This is a genomic window from Streptomyces sp. NPDC048504 (assembly GCF_043200035.1).
Classification (GTDB): Bacteria; Actinomycetota; Actinomycetes; order Streptomycetales; family Streptomycetaceae; genus Streptomyces.
This window is the reverse complement of sequence record NZ_JBICXA010000029.1, coordinates 1-19,073: the sequence shown is the minus strand read 5'-3', so window position 1 is coordinate 19,073 and position 19,073 is coordinate 1. Positions and strand designations below refer to the sequence as shown.

Below are 19,073 nucleotides of genomic sequence, written 5' to 3'. Positions count from 1 at the left end.
ATGAAATGTGCATGCCCTGAGCGGGCCACGGGAGCGTATCAGTGAGCGGTCCTGGGGCCACCGGGGTTTCCGGGGCATGCGAAAGGGCCCGTACGAGAGTCTCGTACGGGCCCTTTGTCACCTCACTCGGTGTCAGCCGTTGCGCTTCCAGCGCGGCTTGTCGTCACGGCGGCCGAAGGAACCCGTGCCGGTGCCCGTGCCGGTCGTGCCGCGGTGGCCCGGACGGTCGTGGCCGCCGGCGCGGAAGCCGGGGCGGTCGCCCTGGCGGTCACGGTTGAACGGGCGGTCGCTGCCCCGGTGACCGGTCGCGGGACGGTCGTCGCGGCGGTAACCGCCCGACGCGGGACGGTCGTTGCCACCGCGGTCGTCGCGGCGGAAGCCACCGGACGGACGGTCGTCACGACGGTCGAAAGAACGGCCGCCACGGTCGCCGTCACGGCGGTCGTTGTTGAAGCCGCCCGAGGGACGGTCGTCGCGGCGGAAACCGCCACGGTCGCCACCGCGGTCGTTGCCGCCACGGTCGTCACGACGGAAGCCGCCCGAGGGGCGCTCGTCACGACGGTCGAAAGAACGGCCGCCACGGTCGCCACCGCGGTCGTTGCCACCGCGGTCGTCGCGGCGGAAGCCACCGGACGGACGGTCGTCACGACGGTCACGGTCGAAAGAACGGCCACCGCGGTCGTTGCCGCCGCGGTCGTCACGGCGGAAACCACCCGAGGGACGGTCGTCGCGGCGGAAGCCGCCACGGTCGCCACCACGGTCACGGCGCTCGTAGTTGCCGCGGTCGTCACGCTGCTGGCGCGGACGGTCGTAGGAAGAGGACTCCTCGCGCACCGGCGCCTCGGCCCGCTCCGCGACCGCGGCCTCGGCGGCGGCTTCTACGACGGCTGCGGCCTCGGCGACCGCGGCCTCCGGGTCGTCGCCCCGCTCGCGCGCGGCACGGGCGATCAGGCGGTCGGACTCCTCGCGGAGCTCGGCGGCGCGGCGCGTGGCCCGCTCCAGCTCCTTGGTGAGCTGGGAGACCTCACGCTCGGCCTGCTGTGCCGCGTTGCCCGCGGACTCGGCCTGGACCTCGGTCATCGAACGGGCGCCGGTGATCTCGGCGACCTCGGGCTCGAAGGCCGTACCGGTGTTGATGATGTGACGCCCGGCGTCGACGCCCGCGTCCTCCATCAGCCGGAAGATCTGACGGCGCTGGTGCGGGAGAGAAAGGGAAACAACCGTGCCCGTACGGCCGGCACGCGCGGTGCGGCCCGCGCGGTGCAGGTAGTCCTTGTGGTCGCCGGCCGGGTCCACGTTCAGGACCAGGTCGATGCCGTCGACGTGGATACCGCGGGCGGCGACGTCGGTCGCGACGAGCGCGTTGACGTAGCCCTCCTTGAAGTCCGCCAGCGTCCGCGTACGGGCGCCCTGCGTCATGCCGCCGTGCAGCGCGTCGGCCTTCACGCCGGACTCGCGCAGCTGCTCGGCGATGCGGTCCGCGCCCAGCTGGGTGCGGACGAAGATGATCGTGCGGCCCTTGCGGGAGGCGATCGCGGCGGTGACCGGCGCCTTGTCCTTGGGCTTCACGATGAGGATGTGGTGGGACATCGTCGTGACGTTGCCCTGCGCGCTGTCGACCTCGTGCGTGACCTCGTCGGTGAGGTAGCGCTTGACCAGCGTGGAGATCTCGTTCTCCATGGTCGCCGAGAACAGCATGCGCTGGCCGCCGGCCGGGATCTGGTCGAGCAGCTCGGTGACCTCGGGCAGGAAGCCCAGGTCGGACATCTGGTCGGCCTCGTCGAGGACGGCGATCCGCACGTCTTCGAGGGAGCAGGCGCCGCGGTTGATGATGTCGCGCAGGCGGCCCGGGGTGGCGACGAGGACGTCGACGCCGCGCTCCAGGGCGTAGATCTGGTTGCCCATGGACGTGCCGCCGCAGACGACCTTCATCTTCAGGCCGAGGACGTCGCCGTAGGGCTGCAGGGCGTCCGCCACCTGCATCGCGAGCTCGCGGGTCGGGGTGAGGATGATGCCGCGCGGGCGCTTCTTCTCGGTGCGGCCGCCGGACAGGGTCGCGAGCAGCGGCAGACCGAAGGAGAGGGTCTTGCCGGAGCCGGTGCGGCCGCGGCCGAGGATGTCCTTGCCGGCCAGGGCGTCCGGGATGGTCGCCGCCTGGATCGGGAAGGGGGCTGTCACACCGTTCTGCGCGAGCTTGCGCACGATGCCCTCGGGGAGACCGAGGGACGCGAAGGTGACCTCGGGGGCCGCCTCGGTGGTGGCCTCCACGGCCGTCGCGTCGCCCTCGTTCTCGGGCATGACGATGTGATCAGTACTGGAAATGGACATGCGAATGCGAAACCTTCCGGAGTATCCGTCGGCACGCGCCCGTCAACTCCGTGATTCGCTATCGACCGCCTCAATGCGGTCCGCCACGGCAAGGGAGAGTACGCGCCACACGGCGCGCTCTACAGTGGCGCCGGGCAATGGGATCAAACGATCTACCACCTTACGCACCCACCACCCCCCAACGCAAACCGGCCCTCATTGACGTGCGTCACACCCGTCGCTACGCCGGCGACCCGGCCGCCGGCGCCGGTTCACGGTCCACCAGCTGCGGTGCGGGGTCCTCGTGGGCCGAGGACGAGGGCTCCGCGACGGTCGGGTCGGGGGACGGCGGCGGAGGACTCGGCGACGGGTCGGCGGGCGGAGGAGTCCGCGTCGGGGTCGGCTGCGGCGCGGCCGTGGTCGGCGCCCCGGGCTTCGGACTCGCACCCGGTCCGGGCGCCCTGGAGGCGGACGGACTCGCCGCACCCCCCGGCGCGGACGGCGAGGCGGAACCCGAGGCGGACTCCCCCGGCTTGGGCTTCCCGTGCCCGTGCTTCCCGTCCCCCGCCGACCCGCCGAACCCGATCCCGCCCCCCGGCATCCCCGAACCACCGTCCGGCGCCGCACCGCCGTGCTGCCCGGCGGAGTGCGAGGGCCTGGCACCGCCGCCCGCGTCGTCGCCCACGCTCATACAGCCGGCGGCAGCGGCGACGACGGCGACCGCGGCGGCCAGACGGACGGGTACGTACATGGGGCGCACGGGGCCACCTCCGAGGGCGGAAAAAGGGAGTCCCCCTCTCAACTCCCACCGCCCACCGGAAGACACGCGCCGCACCGACGCCCCCTGCTTCCTGGCCGGAGAAGACCGGTTCCCGTCCCGTTCCGGCCCCTCACCGACCGGGAATCGCCGTTACGGCACCCACCGCGCCATCCCAACTCCCCTCCCCCGGAACCGACTTCGAGCACAAACCGGACAGGCCCGGCCGGCGGCCCCGCGCCCGCAGCCCCGAACCCGCGTTCGTCCCGGACAATGGACCTGTGCTGGAAATGACACGCGAGGCGTTCGAAGAGCTCGTGAGTGAGGCCCTGGACCGGATCCCGCCGGAGCTGACGCGGGTCATGGACAACGTGGCCGTGTTCGTCGAGGACGAACCCGACCCGTCCGACCCCGAGCTGCTCGGCCTCTACGAGGGCACACCGCTCACCGAACGCGGCGAGTGGTACGCCGGCGTCCTCCCCGACCGCATCTCGATCTACATGGGCCCGACCCTGCGCTACTGCGCGACCACGGAGGACGTCGTCCACGAGGTCGCCGTCACCGTCGTCCACGAAGTCGCCCACCACTTCGGCATCGACGACGAGCGCCTGCACGAACTCGGCTGGGGCTGACCCACTCCCACGACCCGTCCCGCATACCTGCCCCCACCCCTGGGCATACGGGACCAATGGCCAGCGTCCCCGTCGCCGCCCTGAACCGCCTCCGCCGAGCCCAGCACGCCCTGATCCGCCAGTACCGCGCCCGCCGCCCCCGCCCCACCGTCGAACTCGTCCCCCAGCCCCACCCCTGGCCCCGCGCCCTCGGCCTCGTCATGGTCGTCGTCATCGGGGCCTGGCTCGGACTGCTGATCGTGGGCAACGTACGGGCCCAGGTCGGTCCCATGAACACGACCATGACCCTGCGCCCGTCCCTCACCGGCGGCACGAAGATCAACGTCTCCCCGCTCGGCGCCCTGTCCCTCGACAGCCACCACGCCCCGGTCCGCCTGGACGTCAACGTCGACCAGCTCGACCCGGAACGCTCGCAGGCCTTCGTCGACCACCCCGAGCGCCTCTCCGGCCTCCAGGACGAGGTCGCCCGTGACGTCGAACACGGCACCCTCGACCTCGCCGTACGGTCCTGCACGGCCGTGGTCCTCGGCGCCACGACCCTGGGCCTCGCGGTCTACCGCCGCCCCCGCCGAGCCCTCGCGGCAGGCGGCCTGGCCCTCACGCTCCTCGCCGCGTCCGGAGCGACGGCGTACGCGACCTGGAACCCCAAGTCGATCCTGGAGCCGAAGTTCTCCGGCCTGCTCTCCTCCGCCCCGTCCCTGGTCGGCAACGCGCGCAACATCGTCACCGAATTCGACGTCTACCAGAAGGAGTTGGCCCGCCTGGTGACGAACGTGACGAAGCTCTACGACGTCACGTCCACGCTCCCCGCCTACCAGCCGGACCCGACCACGATCCGCGTCCTGCACGTCTCGGACATCCACCTGAACCCCGCGAGCTGGAAGATCATCGCGTCGCTGGTGGAGCAGTACAAGGTGAACGTGATCGTCGACACCGGCGACACCATGGACCACGGCACGACGGCCGAGAACGGCTTCCTCGACCCCATCGCCGACCTGGGCGCGCCCTACGTCTGGGTCAGGGGCAACCACGACTCCCTCGCCACCCAGCGCTACCTCGAACACATCAAGAACGTGCACGTCCTGGACGAAGGGCGGGCGGAAACGGTCGCGGGCATACGCTTCGCGGGCATCGGCGACCCCCAGTTCACCCCGGACCGCTCGACCGCACCGGGCGCCGACAACGCGGAGGAACTCGCCGGCGACCAGCTCGCCTCCGCCCTCCGCGACCAGCAGGCCGCCGGCACCCCGGTCGACATCGCCCTGGTCCACGAACCCTCGGCGGCACGCCAGACCGACGGCACGGTCCCGCTGGTCCTGGCCGGCCACCTCCACCACGAGGGCACCGAGGTCATGAAGCACGGCACGCGCCTGCGCATCGAGGGCTCGACGGGCGGCAGCGGCCTGCGCGCCGTGGAAGGCAAGTACCCCGACCCGATCGAGGCGTCGATCCTCTACATCGACCGCGACACCCACCGCCTCCAGGCCTGGGACGAGATCAAACTCGGCGGCCTGGGCCTGACGACGGCCGAGGTGAGCCGCCACCTCCCGAAGGAGAACCTGCCGGGCGCGGTCCAGTCCCCAAGTCCGTCCCCGAGCACGTCCTCAAGTGAGTCTCCGAGTACGTCCGGGACGCCCTCCCCGCGCCCCTCCCCGTCGGCCTCGTAAACCGTTTTGGCGATACCTCCCGCCATCCCATATGCTTCTCACGTCCCCGACGCGCTGAGAAGCGCCCAGGCGGGCCGATAGCCCTCATCGTCTAGCGGCCTAGGACGCCGCCCTTTCAAGGCGGTAGCACGGGTTCGAATCCCGTTGGGGGCACGCAACACCGTGTGCGACACTGGCTCCGCCAGTTCGCGCGCAACAGCAAGGTCCTGTGGAGCAGCTTGGAGTGCTCGCCACCCTGTCAAGGTGGAGGCCGCGGGTTCAAATCCCGTCAGGACCGCTGAGGTTCCGCAAGGAATCTCGTGGCTGGGTAGCTCAGTTGGTACGAGCGATCGCCTGAAAAGCGATAGGTCGCCGGTTCGACCCCGGCCCCAGCCACCGGATCGAAAGCCCTGTCCCACCGGGACGGGGCTTTCGTCGTAACCCGGACTACACAGGGTGGGGCGCGATGGGCCAGGACATCGACCTGGAGAAGATACGGGCGCGGTACGGACTGCTCGCGGTGGTCGGCAGCAACATCGCGATCACGGCGGTGGCGGTCTTCGGCGTATGGCAGCTGGACGGCGACCGCGCGGTGATCGTGGGCGTCCTGACCTCGGCGTTCACGGCGATGGCGGGCCTGACGACGGCGTACCTGGGCATCAAGGCCGTATCCAACACGGCCCAGTCGATGTCCAAGGAGGCCGGCAGGCAGCAGGACGCCGAGCGCCAGCAGCAGGACGCCGGCCAGCAGAACTCAGCCCGTCCGGCGCTTGAGGACGAGGCCGTCCAGGCCGACGGGGGTCTGGGGGCGGAGCCCCCGGGAACGCCCACTGTCCCCACCCCCACCACTCCGACAACGGCACCCTGACTCACCCGCACGCCCCCTGCCGAGCCGCCGGAGGCCGTCGCGGACAATTCGTTCGCCAGGAATTTCGCCGAGGTGAGATCCTGGACGGCGTATGTCTACGCACCCCGCCTCCGCGCCCGGCACGTCCGCCCCCGCCCTCGGCGACCTCGCCCCCCGCCTGACCGAGCTGACCCTGCGCGACGCGCACCGGCTCGGGCGCAGGCTCGAAGGCGCGCGCAGGATCCGTAAGCCGGAGGCCCGCGCCGCCGTCCTCGCCGAGATCGAGGCCGAGGTGGCCCGCGGCGAGGAGCGGATGGCCGCGCGGCGCACCCGCATCCCGGCGATCTCGTATCCGGAGCAGCTGCCGGTCAGCCAGAAGAAGGCCGACATCGCGGCCGCGATCCGCGATCACCAGGTCGTGATCGTGGCCGGTGAGACCGGCTCCGGCAAGACGACCCAGATCCCGAAGATCTGCCTCGAACTCGGCCGCGGCGTCCGCGGCATGATCGGGCACACCCAGCCCCGCCGTATCGCCGCGCGCACCGTCGCCGAGCGCATCGCGGAGGAGATGGACACCCCGCTCGGCGAGGCCGTCGGCTGGAAGGTCCGCTTCACGGACCAGGTGAACCAGGAGTCGACGTTCATCAAGCTGATGACGGACGGCATCCTGCTCGCCGAGATCCAGACCGACCGCGAACTGCGCGCCTACGACACGATCATCATCGACGAGGCCCACGAGCGGTCCCTCAACATCGACTTCCTGCTCGGCTATCTCGCCCAACTGCTGCCCAAGCGGCCGGACTTGAAGGTCGTCATCACCTCGGCGACCATCGACCCGGAGCGTTTCTCCCGGCACTTCGGCGACGCCCCGATCATCGAGGTGAGCGGCCGGACGTATCCGGTGGAGGTGCGGTACCGCCCGCTGCTGGAGGACGAGTCCGAGGACTCCGACCGCGACCAGATCACCGCGATCTGCGATGCCGTGGAAGAGCTTCAGGGCGAGGGCAAGGGCGACATTCTCGTCTTCCTCTCCGGCGAGCGGGAGATCCGCGACACGGCGGACGCGCTGACGAAGAAGAACTACCGGTTCACGGAAGTCCTCCCCCTCTACGCCCGCCTCTCGCACGCCGAGCAGCATCGCGTGTTCCAGCAGCACACCGGGCGAAGGATCGTTCTGGCGACCAACGTCGCCGAGACCTCGCTCACCGTCCCGGGCATCAAGTACGTCATCGACCCCGGCTTCGCCCGGATCAGCCGCTACAGCCACCGAACGAAGGTGCAGAGGCTGCCCATCGAGGCGGTAAGCCAGGCAAGTGCCAACCAGCGCAAGGGTCGTTGCGGCCGTACGTCGGACGGCATCTGCATCCGCCTGTACTCCGAGGACGACTTCCTCGCCCGCCCGGAGTTCACGGACGCGGAGATCCTGCGGACGAACCTCGCCTCCGTCATCCTGCAGATGACCGCGGCCGGGCTCGGTGAGATCGAGAAGTTCCCGTTCATCGACCCGCCGGACCACCGCAACATCCGCGACGGTGTCCAACTCCTCCAGGAACTGGGCGCGTTGGACCCGGACGAGAAGGACCCGCGCAAGCGCCTCACGCAGACGGGCCGCAAGCTGGCCCAACTCCCCGTGGACCCACGCCTGGCCCGCATGGTCCTGGAGGCCGACAAGAACGGCTGTGTGCGCGAGGTCATGGTGATCGCCGCCGCGCTCTCCATCCAGGACCCGCGCGAACGCCCGGCGGACAAACAGACGCAGGCGGACCAGCAACACGCCCGTTTCCGCGACGAGTCGAGCGACTTCCTCGCGTTCCTCAACATGTGGCGGTACATCCGCGAGCAGCAGAAGGAGCGCGGCTCCTCCGCGTTCCGTCGCATGTGCAAGCAGGAGTACCTGAACTTCCTCCGGATCCGCGAGTGGCAGGACATCTACAGCCAACTCCGCACGGTGGCAAAGCAGATGGGCATCCAGTTCAACGAGGAGGATGCCGCCGAGCAGAGCGTCCACGTCTCGCTCCTCGCGGGCCTGCTCTCGCACATCGGCATGAAGGACGTGAAGGACGGCGCGAAGAACGAGTATCTCGGCGCCCGCAGCGCCAAGTTCGCGATCTTCCCCGGCTCGGCGCTCTTCAAGAAGACCCCGCGTTTCGTCATGTCGGCGGAACTGGTGGAGACTTCACGCCTCTGGGCCCGCGTCAACGCCAAGATCGAGCCCGAGTGGGTCGAGCCCCTCGCCGGCCACCTCCTCAAGCGGACCTACAGCGAACCGCATTGGGAGAAGGACCAGGCGGCCGTGATGGCCTTCGAGAAGGTCACGCTCTACGGCGTCCCGATCATCGCCCAGCGCAAGGTGAACTACGGCCGCATCGACCCGGAGGCGTCCCGCGAGCTGTTCATCCGCAACGCACTGGTCGAGGGCGACTGGCGCACGCACCACAAGTTCTTCGCCGACAACCGCAAACTCCTCACCGAGGTAGAGGAGTTGGAGCACCGCGCCCGCCGCCGGGACATCCTGGTCGACGACGAGACGCTCTACGACTTCTACGACCAGCGGGTGCCCGAACACGTCGTCTCCGGCGCCCACTTCGACTCCTGGTGGAAGCACAAGCGGCATGAGGAGCCCGAACTCCTCGACTTCGAGCGCTCGATGCTCATCAACGAGCGCGCGGGAGACATCAGCAAGGCCGACTATCCGGACTCCTGGCATCAGGGGCGGCTGAAGTTCCGGGTGACGTACCAGTTCGAGCCGGGCGCGGACGCGGACGGTGTCACCGTCCACATCCCGCTCCAGGTCCTCAACCAGGTCACGGACGAGGGCTTCGACTGGCAGATCCCAGGGCTGAGGGAGGAGGTCGTCACCGAACTCATCCGCTCCCTCCCGAAGCCGATCCGCCGCAACTACGTCCCGGCCCCGAACTTCGCCCAGCGCTTCCTGGCGACGGCGACCCCCATGCAGGAGCCCTTGACGACGACGATGGCGCGTGAACTGAAGCGCATGGTCGGAGTCCCCTTCACCGCCGACGACTTCGACTGGTCGAAGGTCCCGGACCACCTCCTCATCACCTTCCGGATCGTGGACGAGCGGCGCCGCAAGATCGCCGAGGACAAGGACCTGGAGGCGCTGAAGGTCCGGCTGAAGCCGAAGGCGCGCCAGGCCATCTCACAGGCGGCCGCGGCGACGGCCGAGCGCGAGGGCGGGGAGTCCCTGGAGCGCGAGGGCCTGACCGACTGGACGATCGGCTCGCTCACCCGCGTCTTCGAGACCCGCCGGGCCGGCCAGCCGGTGAAGGCGTACCCGGCGCTGGTCGACGACGGCGACACCGTCTCCGTACGGCTCTTCGACACGGAGGAGGAGCAGGCGGAGACGATGTGGAAGGGCACGCGCCGGCTCATCGTGCGCAACATCCCGGTGAATCCGGCGAAGTTCGCGTCCGAGAAGCTCACCAACGCGCAGAAGCTGGCCCTGTCCGCGAACCCGCACGGTTCGATCCAGGCCCTGTTCGACGACTGCGCGCTGGCGGCCGCCGACAAACTCATCGGCGACTTCGGCGGCCCGGCGTGGGACGAGGAGTCGTACCGGAAGCTCTACGAGAAGGTGCGCGCCGAGATCGTCGACACCACGGTCCGGGCGGTGGGCCAGGTCCAGCAGGTGCTGGCCGCCTGGCAGGCCTGTGAGCGCCGCCTGAAGGGCGCGAGCAGCCCCGCGTTGCTGGCGAACCTCTCCGACGTACGCGCCCAGCTGGACGCCCTCGTGAAGCCGGGCTTCGTCACGGCGGCGGGGATACGTCGCCTGCCCGACCTGATGCGCTACCTGGTGGCCGCGGACCGTCGTCTCCAGCAAATGCCGACCGGGGTCCAACGGGACACCACCCGCATGGAGAAGGTCCACGAGATGCAGGACGAGTACGCGTGGCTCCTGGAACAACTCCCGCAGGGCCGCCCGGTTCCGTCCTCGGTCCGGGACATCCGCTGGATGATCGAGGAGCTCCGGGTCAGCTATTTCGCCCACGCGCTCGGCACGGCGTACCCCGTCTCCGACAAGCGGATCGTGAAGGCGATCGACGCGGCCGCACCGTAACAGCGCCTGCACACCGAGTGAGTTCGACCAGGCGGGCCCCCTCCTGTACAGTCTCATCTCGCGGCACAACGCACCATCAAGCGCCGCGAATCAAGGTCCTGTGGAGCAGCTTGGAGTGCTCGCCACCCTGTCAAGGTGGAGGCCGCGGGTTCAAATCCCGTCAGGACCGCATGTGATCGACAAAGGCCCGCATCTCTTCGGAGAGGCGGGCCTTTGTCGTGCCCACTCCCTCCCGGGGGCGGGTCTTTTCGTGTCCGCACGTCAGCCTGTCGGCACCGGCCCGCACCATCCAGCCCGTCCGGCGTTTGAGGACGAGGCCGTTCAGGCCGAAGGGGGGTCTGGGGGCGCAGCCCCCAGGGACAGTGCCCGCGAGCCCCCTGTCCGGCGGAGCCCTACGCCCCCTTGACGCCGCCCAACCCTCCAGGTACCCAGAAACCAGGTCCCGTTCCACGCGGGCCGCGGAGGTGGCGCATGGCGGCTTCGGTCAGGCACGAGACTCGGGCCCTGCTCCGTGCACATCTGTCGGCCGCCAGCTCCTACCGCCATGTGACCCGGCACTGCCCGATCTGTCACCGCCTGCTGCGACTGGCCCTGGACGCCCCTCCACCGCGGGAACCGGAAGACGCCCCGGAGAGCGGAACCTCCTAGCGCACATAGGTCAGAGGCAACAAGCCATCTGGCATGTGACGGGTGTCACCGCATAAGTTTTTGAAACGGCGGAACTTACGACTCGCCTACAACTGGTCAATTTAATATGTGCAATTGCACTCCTACGAGGGATGGTCCACAGGAGATCCGACACCCCTCCCCAGACTCCGACAAGGTCCCTCACAGGACCCCGCGATCTGCGCGCACGGACCCACGACCAGGCACAAAAAAGATCGCGCTGGACCCGGCGGAGTCCAGCGCGATCTACGACGCACCCTGTTCAAGTTGCTTCAAAAGCGTTGGGCGTGGGCCCTGTTGGGGCAGAACCCGCGTCGCTTGGAGCTGTGCTGTCGGGCACCGTGGCCGGTTGGGGGACTAGCCGTCGTGCCCTTATTCAGTTGGTCAGGCTTCGCTGCGCTGCTGCGGAATGCCCGCGAGCAGGGCACGGACCTCCGCCTCGCGGTAACGGCGGTGTCCGCCGAGCGTGCGAATCGAAGTGAGCTTGCCGGCCTTCGCCCACCGCGTGACCGTCTTGGGGTCCACACGGAACATCGTGGCGACCTCAGCCGGGGTCAGCAGCGGCTCGGCATCAGGGGTGCGAGCGGTCATGAGCGGCCTCCTCGGGAGAACCGAACCTTCTCGGTTCTTTCCTCTAAATTCTGCACCTTGACCCGCGTTGCCCGAAATGGCGTGTGCGGGTCGAGTCGGTTATAGGACGAACGGCTTGTCCTCGGCACTACAACTACACCATCTGTCCAACCGCGTAGGCCAAACCGATGGAATTGCCCTCCCAGGTGTCCATCAGCGACGGAAGCCGATGGACCATGCCATAGCGGACAGTCACACCACTGTGACGATCAGTCACAGGGGCGATCAGGAGTCATCCAGACCCCCCAAAGCGCGCAATGCCGAGATTCCGCCCAAAGCATGACGGATGGAGTCCTCCCCGGACTCCTTGTCCTATTTTGGCATGAGGAGGGGCAAGCGGCGCAAGGCATCTGCACGTGCGGTCCGTCACGCTTGGCATCAAACGTCCGGATCGGGACCTACGTCCCGTGTTGACGAACCGTAAGAATCCTATGCGCATCTGTTCGAAGATGTCAGCCGCGTTCGAGAGCGCAGACCGCGTCGATCTTCACGTCAGTTCGCCGAGCGCCGGTCCCTGACCGACCGCCAGCGCTCCACGAGCCGCCCGTACGCCTCGCCCGCCGCCGCCCCGTCCCCGGTCCGCAGCGCCTCGATGCCGGCGGCCACGTCCGCCGCCGAGTGGTCGTCCTCCAGCTCGCCGGCCGGCACGACGTGCACGAGGCCGCCGTAGTCCAGCTCGACCAGGGACCGCGGATGGAACTCCTCCAGCCAGCGCCCCACGTCCACCAGACCCTCGATCAGCGGCCCGTCGTCCATCGCGTCCTTCAGGGCCCGCAGCGCCCGCGCCACCCGCCGCCGCGCCTGCACCATCGGCGTCCGGTACCGCAGCATCGGCGGCACGTCCCCGGAGGCCTGGTCGTAGCGGCGCTCCTCGTCGCCGACGAGCACGAACCAGTTCAGCGGCACCTGCCAGGTCGCCGTGCGGATCCACGGCCGGGCATCGGGGTTCCGGGCCAGCCAGCGCTCGTAGTCCTGGGTGGCCTGGTGCCGTACGAGCGGCGGGAGTACGGCGTCCAGGACCGGCGGCGGCAGCTCCTCCGCGAGGTCTCCCAGGGCCTGCCAGCCGCGCAGCCGGGTGCGCCAGGGGCAGACGCAGACCACGCCGTCGACCTCCACCACGAACGCGTCGGCGCTCTCGTGCACCGGCACCGGGACCGGCGGGGTGGGCAGCAAGTCGGCCAGCGCGCGGCGCAGTTCGTCCTGGTACGACGGGCGGTCGGTGCGGCGGGCGTAGCGCGTCCAGTGGCCGCGCTCGGGCTCGGGGAAGGCGGCCAGCGGCTCGTAGACGCGCAGATACGTCGCGTACGGGACGATCACCGAGGACACCTTCTTGGGCACGCCTGCTCCCTCCCCCGCCGGCCGTCGGGAAAACCTTCGGAACCCGCTCACAAACGCGCGGGAAAACTATGCAAATCGTCGCACGGACACCCCCCTTCGGTAGGTGATCCTGAACACTGCACGGATGGCGGCCCGACGCAGGCTCTACGCTCATGCGACAGGCACCCGCCACCCCTACGGAAGCCTGTCTCCAACCGCCGCCACTTACCCAGGAGTCACCACCGTGACCGACGTAGACAACGGCGTCCTGCACACCCTGTTCCACTCCGACCAGGGCGGTCATGAGCAAGTCGTGCTCTGCCAGGACCGGGCCAGCGGCCTCAAGGCCGTCATCGCCATCCACAACACCGCCCTGGGCCCCGCCCTGGGCGGTACGCGCTTCTACCCGTACGCGAGCGAGGAGGAGGCCGTCGCCGACGCGCTCAACCTCGCCCGCGGGATGTCGTACAAGAACGCCATGGCCGGTCTTGACCACGGCGGCGGCAAGGCCGTGATCATCGGCGATCCGGAGCGCGACAAGACCGAGGAACTCCTGCTCGCCTACGGCCGGTTCGTGGCCTCGCTCGGCGGGCGGTACGTCACCGCGTGCGACGTCGGCACGTATGTCGCCGACATGGACGTCGTGGCGCGCGAGTGCCGCTGGACGACCGGACGCTCCCCCGAGAACGGCGGCGCGGGCGACTCCTCCGTGCTGACCGCCTTCGGCGTCTTCCAGGGCATGCGGGCCAGCGCGCAGCACCTGTGGGGCGACCCGTCGCTGCGCGGCCGTACGGTCGGCATCGCCGGGGTCGGCAAGGTCGGGCACCACCTGGTGGAGCACCTGCGGGACGAGGGCGCCGAGGTCGTGATCACGGACGTGCGCGAGGAGTCCGTACGACGGATCCTCGACAAGCACCCGACGGGCGTGAGCGCCGTCACCGACACGGAGGCGCTGATCCGGGTCGAGGGGCTCGACATCTACGCCCCCTGCGCCCTCGGCGGCGCCCTGAACGACGCGACCGTGCCGGTGCTGACCGCCAAGGTGGTGTGCGGCGCGGCCAACAACCAGCTGGAGCACCCGGGCGTCGAGAAGGACCTCGCCGACCGCGGGATCCTCTACGCGCCGGACTACGTCGTGAACGCCGGTGGCGTGATCCAGGTCGCCGACGAGCTGCACGGGTTCGACTTCGAGCGGTGCAAGGCGAAGGCCGCGAAGATCTTCGATACGACGCTGGCAATATTCGCACGTGCGAAGGAGGACGGTATTCCGCCGGCCGCCGCGGCCGACCGGATCGCCGAGCAGCGGATGCACGAGGCGGCCGGCGCACGCGGACGCTGAGGTTCCGTTAAGCCGCTCGGCAGGCGTCTTCGGTACCCGTCGGCGACGACTTAGAGAGAACTCTCACGTTCGTCGGCGGGTCGCCTGCCAAGAAGTGGTTAAAATCGCGGTTGACCAGCGAGTACAGGGCACCTCGCGGGTCCTGGAGCCCGGCACGTGCTGCGGGCGACGTACCGTATGGGCGCGGGCTCAGGTACCGTGGAAGCCCTACGGACCGGTCTCTCCACGGAGAGTCCGTTCCAGATCATGAACGCGTGTCAAGACTCTGGGGCCACCGAGCCCCGTATCCGAGGGGGTCGAGCCATGGGGCGCGGCCGGGCAAAGGCCAAGCAGACGAAGGTCGCCCGCCAGCTGAAGTACAGCAGCGGCGGGACTGACCTCTCGCGTCTGGCCAATGAGCTGGGCGCTTCGACTTCGAGCCAGCCGCCGAATGGCGAGCCGTTCGAGGACGACGACGAGGAAGAAGACGACCCGTACGCTCAGTACGCGGATCTCTATAACGACGATGACGAGGACGAGGACGACGAGTCCGGTCCCCAGTCTCAACGTCGCGGTGCGTAACGCTTGCAGCGCGCTCAGCGGTTAAAACTTCCCGTCAGCTGACTGCACCTCGCCCGGTCCGGGGCAGTAACACCGGACCGGGTTTTGTGCTGCCGCCACGGGGCTCCGCCCCGGACCCCGCTCCTCAAGGCCGGAGGGGCTGGTTTTAGGCCGATTTACGCGTAGTCGCCGACCATCTCCGCGCCCGTCGCGTGATCTCCCCGCTCGGTGATCTCGCCCGCGACCCACGCCTCGACCCCGCGGTCGGCCAGGGTTTCCAGGGCCACGTCCGCGGACTCCTCCGGCACGATCGCGATCATGCCGACGCCCATGTTCAGGGTCTTCTCCAGCTCCAGGCGTTCGACCTGGCCCGTCCTGCCGACGAGGTCGAAGATCGGGGCCGGGGTCCAGGTGGAGCGGTCCACAATCGCGTGGAGGCCGTCCGGGACTACCCGGGCGAGGTTGGCGGCCAGTCCGCCGCCGGTGACGTGCGAGTAGGCGTGCACATCGGTCGTGCGGGTCAGCGCCAGGCAGTCCAGCGAGTAGATCTTCGTGGGCACGAGGAGTTCCTCGCCGAGCGTGCGGCCGAGCTCCTCGATGCGCGCGTCCAGGGCGAGACCGGCCTGGTTCAGGAGCACATGCCGGACGAGCGAGTACCCGTTCGAGTGAAGTCCCGAGGACGCCATCGCGATGACCGCGTCACCCGTCCGGATGCGATCCGCGCCGAGCAGCCGGTCGGCCTCCACGACGCCCGTACCGGCGCCGGCGACGTCGAAGTCGTCCGGGCCCAGCAGACCGGGGTGTTCGGCGGTCTCGCCGCCGACCAGGGCGCAGCCGGCGAGCACACAGCCCTCGGCGATGCCCTTGACGATCGCCGCGACACGCTCGGGGTGCACCTTGCCGACGCAGATGTAGTCGGTCATGAAGAGCGGCTCGGCGCCGCACACCACGATGTCGTCCATGACCATGGCGACCAGGTCGTGGCCGATCGTGTCGTAGACGCCGAGTTGGCGCGCGATGTCGACCTTCGTGCCGACGCCGTCCGTGGCGGAGGCGAGCAGGGGGCGCTCGAACCGCTTGAGGGCGGAGGCGTCGAAGAGCCCGGCGAAGCCGCCGAGGCCACCGAGGACCTCGGGGCGCTGGGTCTTCTTCACCCACTCCTTCATGAGTTCTACGGCGCGGTCGCCCGCGTCGATGTCGACGCCGGCAGCCGCGTAGGAAGCACCGGGAGAGGGGGTCTCAGACATTGCCTGGGATCTTTCGCGTTGATTGATACGGGGCTTCTACGGGCGACGGATCGCGTCGGCCGCGGCCGTGGCGGCCGGACCGGCCGCCAGCTCGGTCTCCAGGAGCTGCTTGCCGAGCAGCTCGGGGTCCGGGAGGTCCATCGGGTACTCGCCGTCGAAGCAGGCGCGGCAGAGGTTCGGCTTGGCGATGGTGGTCGCCTCGATCATGCCGTCGATGGAGATGTACGACAGGGAGTCGGCCCCCAGCGAGGTGCCGATCTCGTCGATGGTCATGCCGTTGGCGATGAGTTCCGCCCGGGTGGCGAAGTCGATGCCGAAGAAGCAGGGCCACTTCACGGGCGGCGAGGAGATCCGGATGTGGACCTCGGCGGCGCCGGCCTCGCGGAGCATGCGCACCAGCGCGCGCTGGGTGTTGCCGCGCACGATCGAGTCGTCGACGACGACCAGGCGCTTGCCCTTGATGACTTCCTTCAGCGGATTCAGCTTCAGGCGGATGCCGAGCTGCCGGATGGTCTGCGAAGGCTGGATGAACGTACGGCCGACGTAGGCGTTCTTCACCAGACCCGCACCGAACGGGATGCCCGAGGCCTCCGCGTAGCCGATCGCGGCCGGGGTGCCGGACTCCGGAGTCGCTATCACCAGATCGGCGTCGACCGGAGCTTCCTTGGCGAGCTTCCGGCCCATCTCGACACGGGAGAGGTAGACGTTCCGCCCGGCGATGTCGGTGTCGGGGCGGGCGAGATAGACGTACTCGAAGACGCAGCCCTTGGGCTTCGCTTCCGCGAATCGGGAGGTGCGCAGGCCGTTCTCGTCGATGGCGACGAACTCGCCCGGCTCGATCTCGCGGACGTACGCGGCGCCGCAGATGTCGAGGGCGGCGGACTCGGAGGCGACGACCCAGCCGCGCTCCAGGCGGCCGAGGACCAGCGGGCGGATGCCCTGCGGGTCGCGGGCCGCGTAGAGGGTGTGCTCGTCCATGAAGACGAGCGAGAAGGCGCCCTGGACCTGCGGGAGGACCGCGTGGGCGGCCTCCTCGATGGTCAGCGGCTTGCCGTCGGTGTCGACCTGGGCCGCGAGGAGCGCGGTGAGGAGGTCGGTGTCGTTGGTGGCCGCGACGCGGGGCGTACGGCCTTCCTGCTTGGGGAGGTCGGCGACCATCTCCGCGAGCTGCGCGGTGTTGACCAGGTTGCCGTTGTGGCCGAGCGCGATGGATCCGTGCGCGGTGGCGCGGAACGTCGGCTGGGCGTTCTCCCACACGGAGGCGCCGGTGGTCGAGTAGCGGGCGTGACCGACCGCGATGTGACCCTGGAGCGAACCGAGCGAGGTCTCGTCGAAGACCTGGGAGACCAGGCCCATGTCCTTGAAGACGAGGATCTGCGAGCCGTTGCTGACCGCGATTCCCGCGGATTCCTGGCCTCGATGCTGGAGGGCGTAGAGCCCGAAGTAAGTGAGCTTGGCGACCTCTTCACCGGGAGCCCAGACTCCGAAGACGCCGCAAGCGTCCTGGGGTCCTTTCTCGCCGGGGAGCAGATCATGACTGAGTCGACCGTCACCACGTGGCACGGCACCGAGTGTAGGCGAGATCGACCACTGGTCCGAATTCGGGTTACTCGTCGGTAGTGGATCACTTGTCGGCGACGGCGCGCACGGTCGTGCCGTTTTCGCTGGTCAGCGTCAGGGTGTCGTGATCCACTCGGTAGCCGACCCGCCCGTCGAAGAGGGCGAGCAGGGCGCGTTCGGTGCCCATGAGTGAGGCGTCGCACATCATTCGGGTGGTGGACGGGCGGCCGAGGGTGATCTGCGTGGCGTCTACGGTGGCCGTCGCGTTGACGGCGTTGCAGCCGAGACGGCCGCCGACCTTGCCGTTCTTGGCGTCGAAGGTGAGGTGCGGCTTGCCCTGCGCCTTGGTGGTCGCGCCGGCTGCGGTGATGCCCTGCACCTGCCAGTCGACGCCGGTGACGGGGCGCTGTTCCGCTACGGATCCGCTGCCGCTGGTCGCCTTCTCGCTGCCGCACGCCACCACGAGCGGGACGATGGTCAGGACGGCGAGGGTGAATCGCTGTTTGTCCATGGGGGTGGGACGGGAGGGGTGGGAGACGGGTTCCCTTCAGGGTTCCCCCGGGCTACTTCACCCCATGATCGGGAGCAGCCCGCCCAGATCCGCCCGTTCCCCGCTCGCGCTGACCTTCGCCTCTTCTACGGCGTCCTTCCACCGCGTCCGCCCGGTCGCGAGCCGGAACCAGGTCAGGGGGTCGGTCTCCACGACGTTGGGCGGGGTGCCTCGGGTGTGCCGGGGGCCTTCGACACACTGCACGACGGCGTACGGGGGGATGCGCACCTCCGTGGAACCGCCGGGGGCCTTCGCGGCGAGGGCGTCGGCCAGGAGGCGGGTGCAGGCGGCGAGGGCCTGGCGGTCGAGGGGGATGTCCAGGCCGGGGACGGCTGCGTTGAGGTCGTCCGTGTGGACGCAGAGCTCGACGGTGCGGGTGACCAGGTAGTCGGCGAGGGGCATCGCGCCGACGTTGGTTTCGAGCAGCCGGGTGCCGGGGTGGGTGTCGAGGTGCGTGGTGAGGGACTGCTCGACGTCGGCGAGGTAGGCGTCGAGGTCGGGGTGCTGTGCGGCGAGCGCGCGGGTGAAGTCGGCGATGGCGGAGGAGTTGGCTCCGGTGGCGAAGGGCCAGTCGAGGATCACGGCGTCCTGGGTCGGCGGGGCCGGCCGGTCCAGGGCGCGGTGGACTGCGGTGATCGCCATGCCGATGTGCGCGACGAGTTCGCGTACGGTCCAGTCGCCCAGGCGGGTGGGGAGCGCGAGTTGGTCGGGGGTGAGCGTCCTTACGGCTTTTCGTACGTTGCCGAACTGGGCCAGGACCGCGGTGCGGGTCTTGGCGGGGTCGTAGGTGCGGGCGCGCTTCTTGGCCGGGGGCATGGCGGGGAGCCTAATCCTCGGGTGGGCCCGCCGGGGGTGGTGGGTGGGGTCGGGGGGGGGGGGGGGGGGGGGGGGGGGGGGGGGGGGGGGGGGGGGGGGGGGGGGGGGGGGGGGGGGGGGGGGGGGGGGGGGGGGGGGGGG

General features: G+C 69.6%; 14 protein-coding genes, 4 tRNA genes and 1 pseudogene. 11 read left to right on the top strand and 8 right to left on the bottom strand.

The window, feature by feature from the left end; translation table 11 throughout:
* Positions 1-132 precede the first annotated feature (132 nt).
* A complete protein-coding gene (locus ACGFY9_RS46720) occupies positions 133-2,328 on the bottom strand; it encodes a DEAD/DEAH box helicase (RefSeq protein WP_393764921.1) in 2,196 nt (731 codons plus the stop codon).
* A 220-nt stretch (positions 2,329-2,548) separates the two neighbouring features.
* Positions 2,549-3,058 (bottom strand): hypothetical protein, encoded by a 510-nt coding sequence (locus ACGFY9_RS46715; RefSeq protein ID WP_393764919.1) that lies wholly within the window; start codon positions 3,056-3,058, stop codon positions 2,549-2,551.
* A 287-nt stretch (positions 3,059-3,345) separates the two neighbouring features.
* Here ACGFY9_RS46715 and ACGFY9_RS46710 point away from each other — a divergent pair, with 287 nt between their 5' ends.
* The 9 genes and pseudogenes from ACGFY9_RS46710 to ACGFY9_RS46670 all read left to right on the top strand — a co-directional run bounded on the left by ACGFY9_RS46710 (position 3,346) and on the right by ACGFY9_RS46670 (position 10,915).
* Entirely contained in the window at positions 3,346-3,696 is a 351-nt protein-coding gene (locus tag ACGFY9_RS46710; protein ID WP_026179323.1) for a metallopeptidase family protein, read from the top strand.
* Positions 3,697-3,752: 56 nt separating this feature from the next.
* On the top strand, positions 3,753-5,363 hold the full coding sequence (locus ACGFY9_RS46705) for a metallophosphoesterase (protein WP_393764916.1): 1,611 nt from the start codon (positions 3,753-3,755) through the stop codon (positions 5,361-5,363).
* Between the two features lie 80 nt (positions 5,364-5,443).
* Positions 5,444-5,516, top strand: a tRNA-Glu gene (locus tag ACGFY9_RS46700).
* A gap of 49 nt (positions 5,517-5,565) precedes the next feature.
* A tRNA-Asp gene (locus tag ACGFY9_RS46695) sits at positions 5,566-5,640 on the top strand.
* 24 nt (positions 5,641-5,664) lie between these two features.
* Positions 5,665-5,738: transfer RNA gene (locus ACGFY9_RS46690), tRNA-Phe, on the top strand.
* Between the two features lie 70 nt (positions 5,739-5,808).
* Positions 5,809-6,057: pseudogene (locus ACGFY9_RS46685) on the top strand (hypothetical protein); the annotation flags it as partial.
* A 244-nt stretch (positions 6,058-6,301) separates the two neighbouring features.
* Positions 6,302-10,267, top strand: coding sequence for an ATP-dependent RNA helicase HrpA (hrpA, locus tag ACGFY9_RS46680; RefSeq protein ID WP_393764914.1), 3,966 nt, complete (start codon positions 6,302-6,304; stop codon positions 10,265-10,267).
* A gap of 94 nt (positions 10,268-10,361) precedes the next feature.
* A tRNA-Asp gene (locus tag ACGFY9_RS46675) sits at positions 10,362-10,436 on the top strand.
* A gap of 302 nt (positions 10,437-10,738) precedes the next feature.
* Positions 10,739-10,915: a DUF6274 family protein gene (locus tag ACGFY9_RS46670; protein WP_393764912.1), complete on the top strand. Its 177-nt coding sequence runs from the start codon at positions 10,739-10,741 to the stop codon at positions 10,913-10,915.
* A 402-nt stretch (positions 10,916-11,317) separates the two neighbouring features.
* Here ACGFY9_RS46670 and bldC read toward each other — a convergent pair whose 3' ends face one another.
* Entirely contained in the window at positions 11,318-11,524 is a 207-nt protein-coding gene (bldC, locus tag ACGFY9_RS46665; protein ID WP_003949541.1) for a developmental transcriptional regulator BldC, read from the bottom strand.
* A 531-nt stretch (positions 11,525-12,055) separates the two neighbouring features.
* The gene (locus ACGFY9_RS46660) at positions 12,056-12,901 is read right to left on the bottom strand and encodes a hypothetical protein (protein ID WP_393764910.1); all 846 of its coding nucleotides are present in this window, start codon (positions 12,899-12,901) and stop codon (positions 12,056-12,058) included.
* Positions 12,902-13,124: 223 nt separating this feature from the next.
* Between ACGFY9_RS46660 and ACGFY9_RS46655 the strand changes: the two genes are divergently transcribed.
* Together ACGFY9_RS46655 and ACGFY9_RS46650 are read left to right on the top strand one after the other, a co-directional pair.
* Positions 13,125-14,219, top strand: coding sequence for a Leu/Phe/Val dehydrogenase (locus ACGFY9_RS46655; protein ID WP_393764908.1), 1,095 nt, complete (start codon positions 13,125-13,127; stop codon positions 14,217-14,219).
* A gap of 303 nt (positions 14,220-14,522) precedes the next feature.
* Entirely contained in the window at positions 14,523-14,780 is a 258-nt protein-coding gene (locus tag ACGFY9_RS46650; protein ID WP_019061825.1) for a DUF3073 domain-containing protein, read from the top strand.
* Positions 14,781-14,935: 155 nt separating this feature from the next.
* On the opposite strand, the gene purM is transcribed toward ACGFY9_RS46650, so the two are convergent.
* From purM to ACGFY9_RS46630, 4 genes are all read right to left on the bottom strand, one after another.
* The gene (gene purM, locus ACGFY9_RS46645) at positions 14,936-16,006 is read right to left on the bottom strand and encodes a phosphoribosylformylglycinamidine cyclo-ligase (protein WP_393764906.1); all 1,071 of its coding nucleotides are present in this window, start codon (positions 16,004-16,006) and stop codon (positions 14,936-14,938) included.
* A 36-nt stretch (positions 16,007-16,042) separates the two neighbouring features.
* Positions 16,043-17,569, bottom strand: coding sequence for an amidophosphoribosyltransferase (purF, locus tag ACGFY9_RS46640; protein WP_393764904.1), 1,527 nt, complete (start codon positions 17,567-17,569; stop codon positions 16,043-16,045).
* A 61-nt stretch (positions 17,570-17,630) separates the two neighbouring features.
* Positions 17,631-18,077 (bottom strand): META domain-containing protein, encoded by a 447-nt coding sequence (locus tag ACGFY9_RS46635; RefSeq protein ID WP_393764902.1) that lies wholly within the window; start codon positions 18,075-18,077, stop codon positions 17,631-17,633.
* 57 nt (positions 18,078-18,134) lie between these two features.
* On the bottom strand, positions 18,135-18,932 hold the full coding sequence (locus ACGFY9_RS46630; RefSeq protein WP_393764900.1) for a sterol carrier family protein: 798 nt from the start codon (positions 18,930-18,932) through the stop codon (positions 18,135-18,137).
* Positions 18,933-19,073 lie beyond the last annotated feature (141 nt).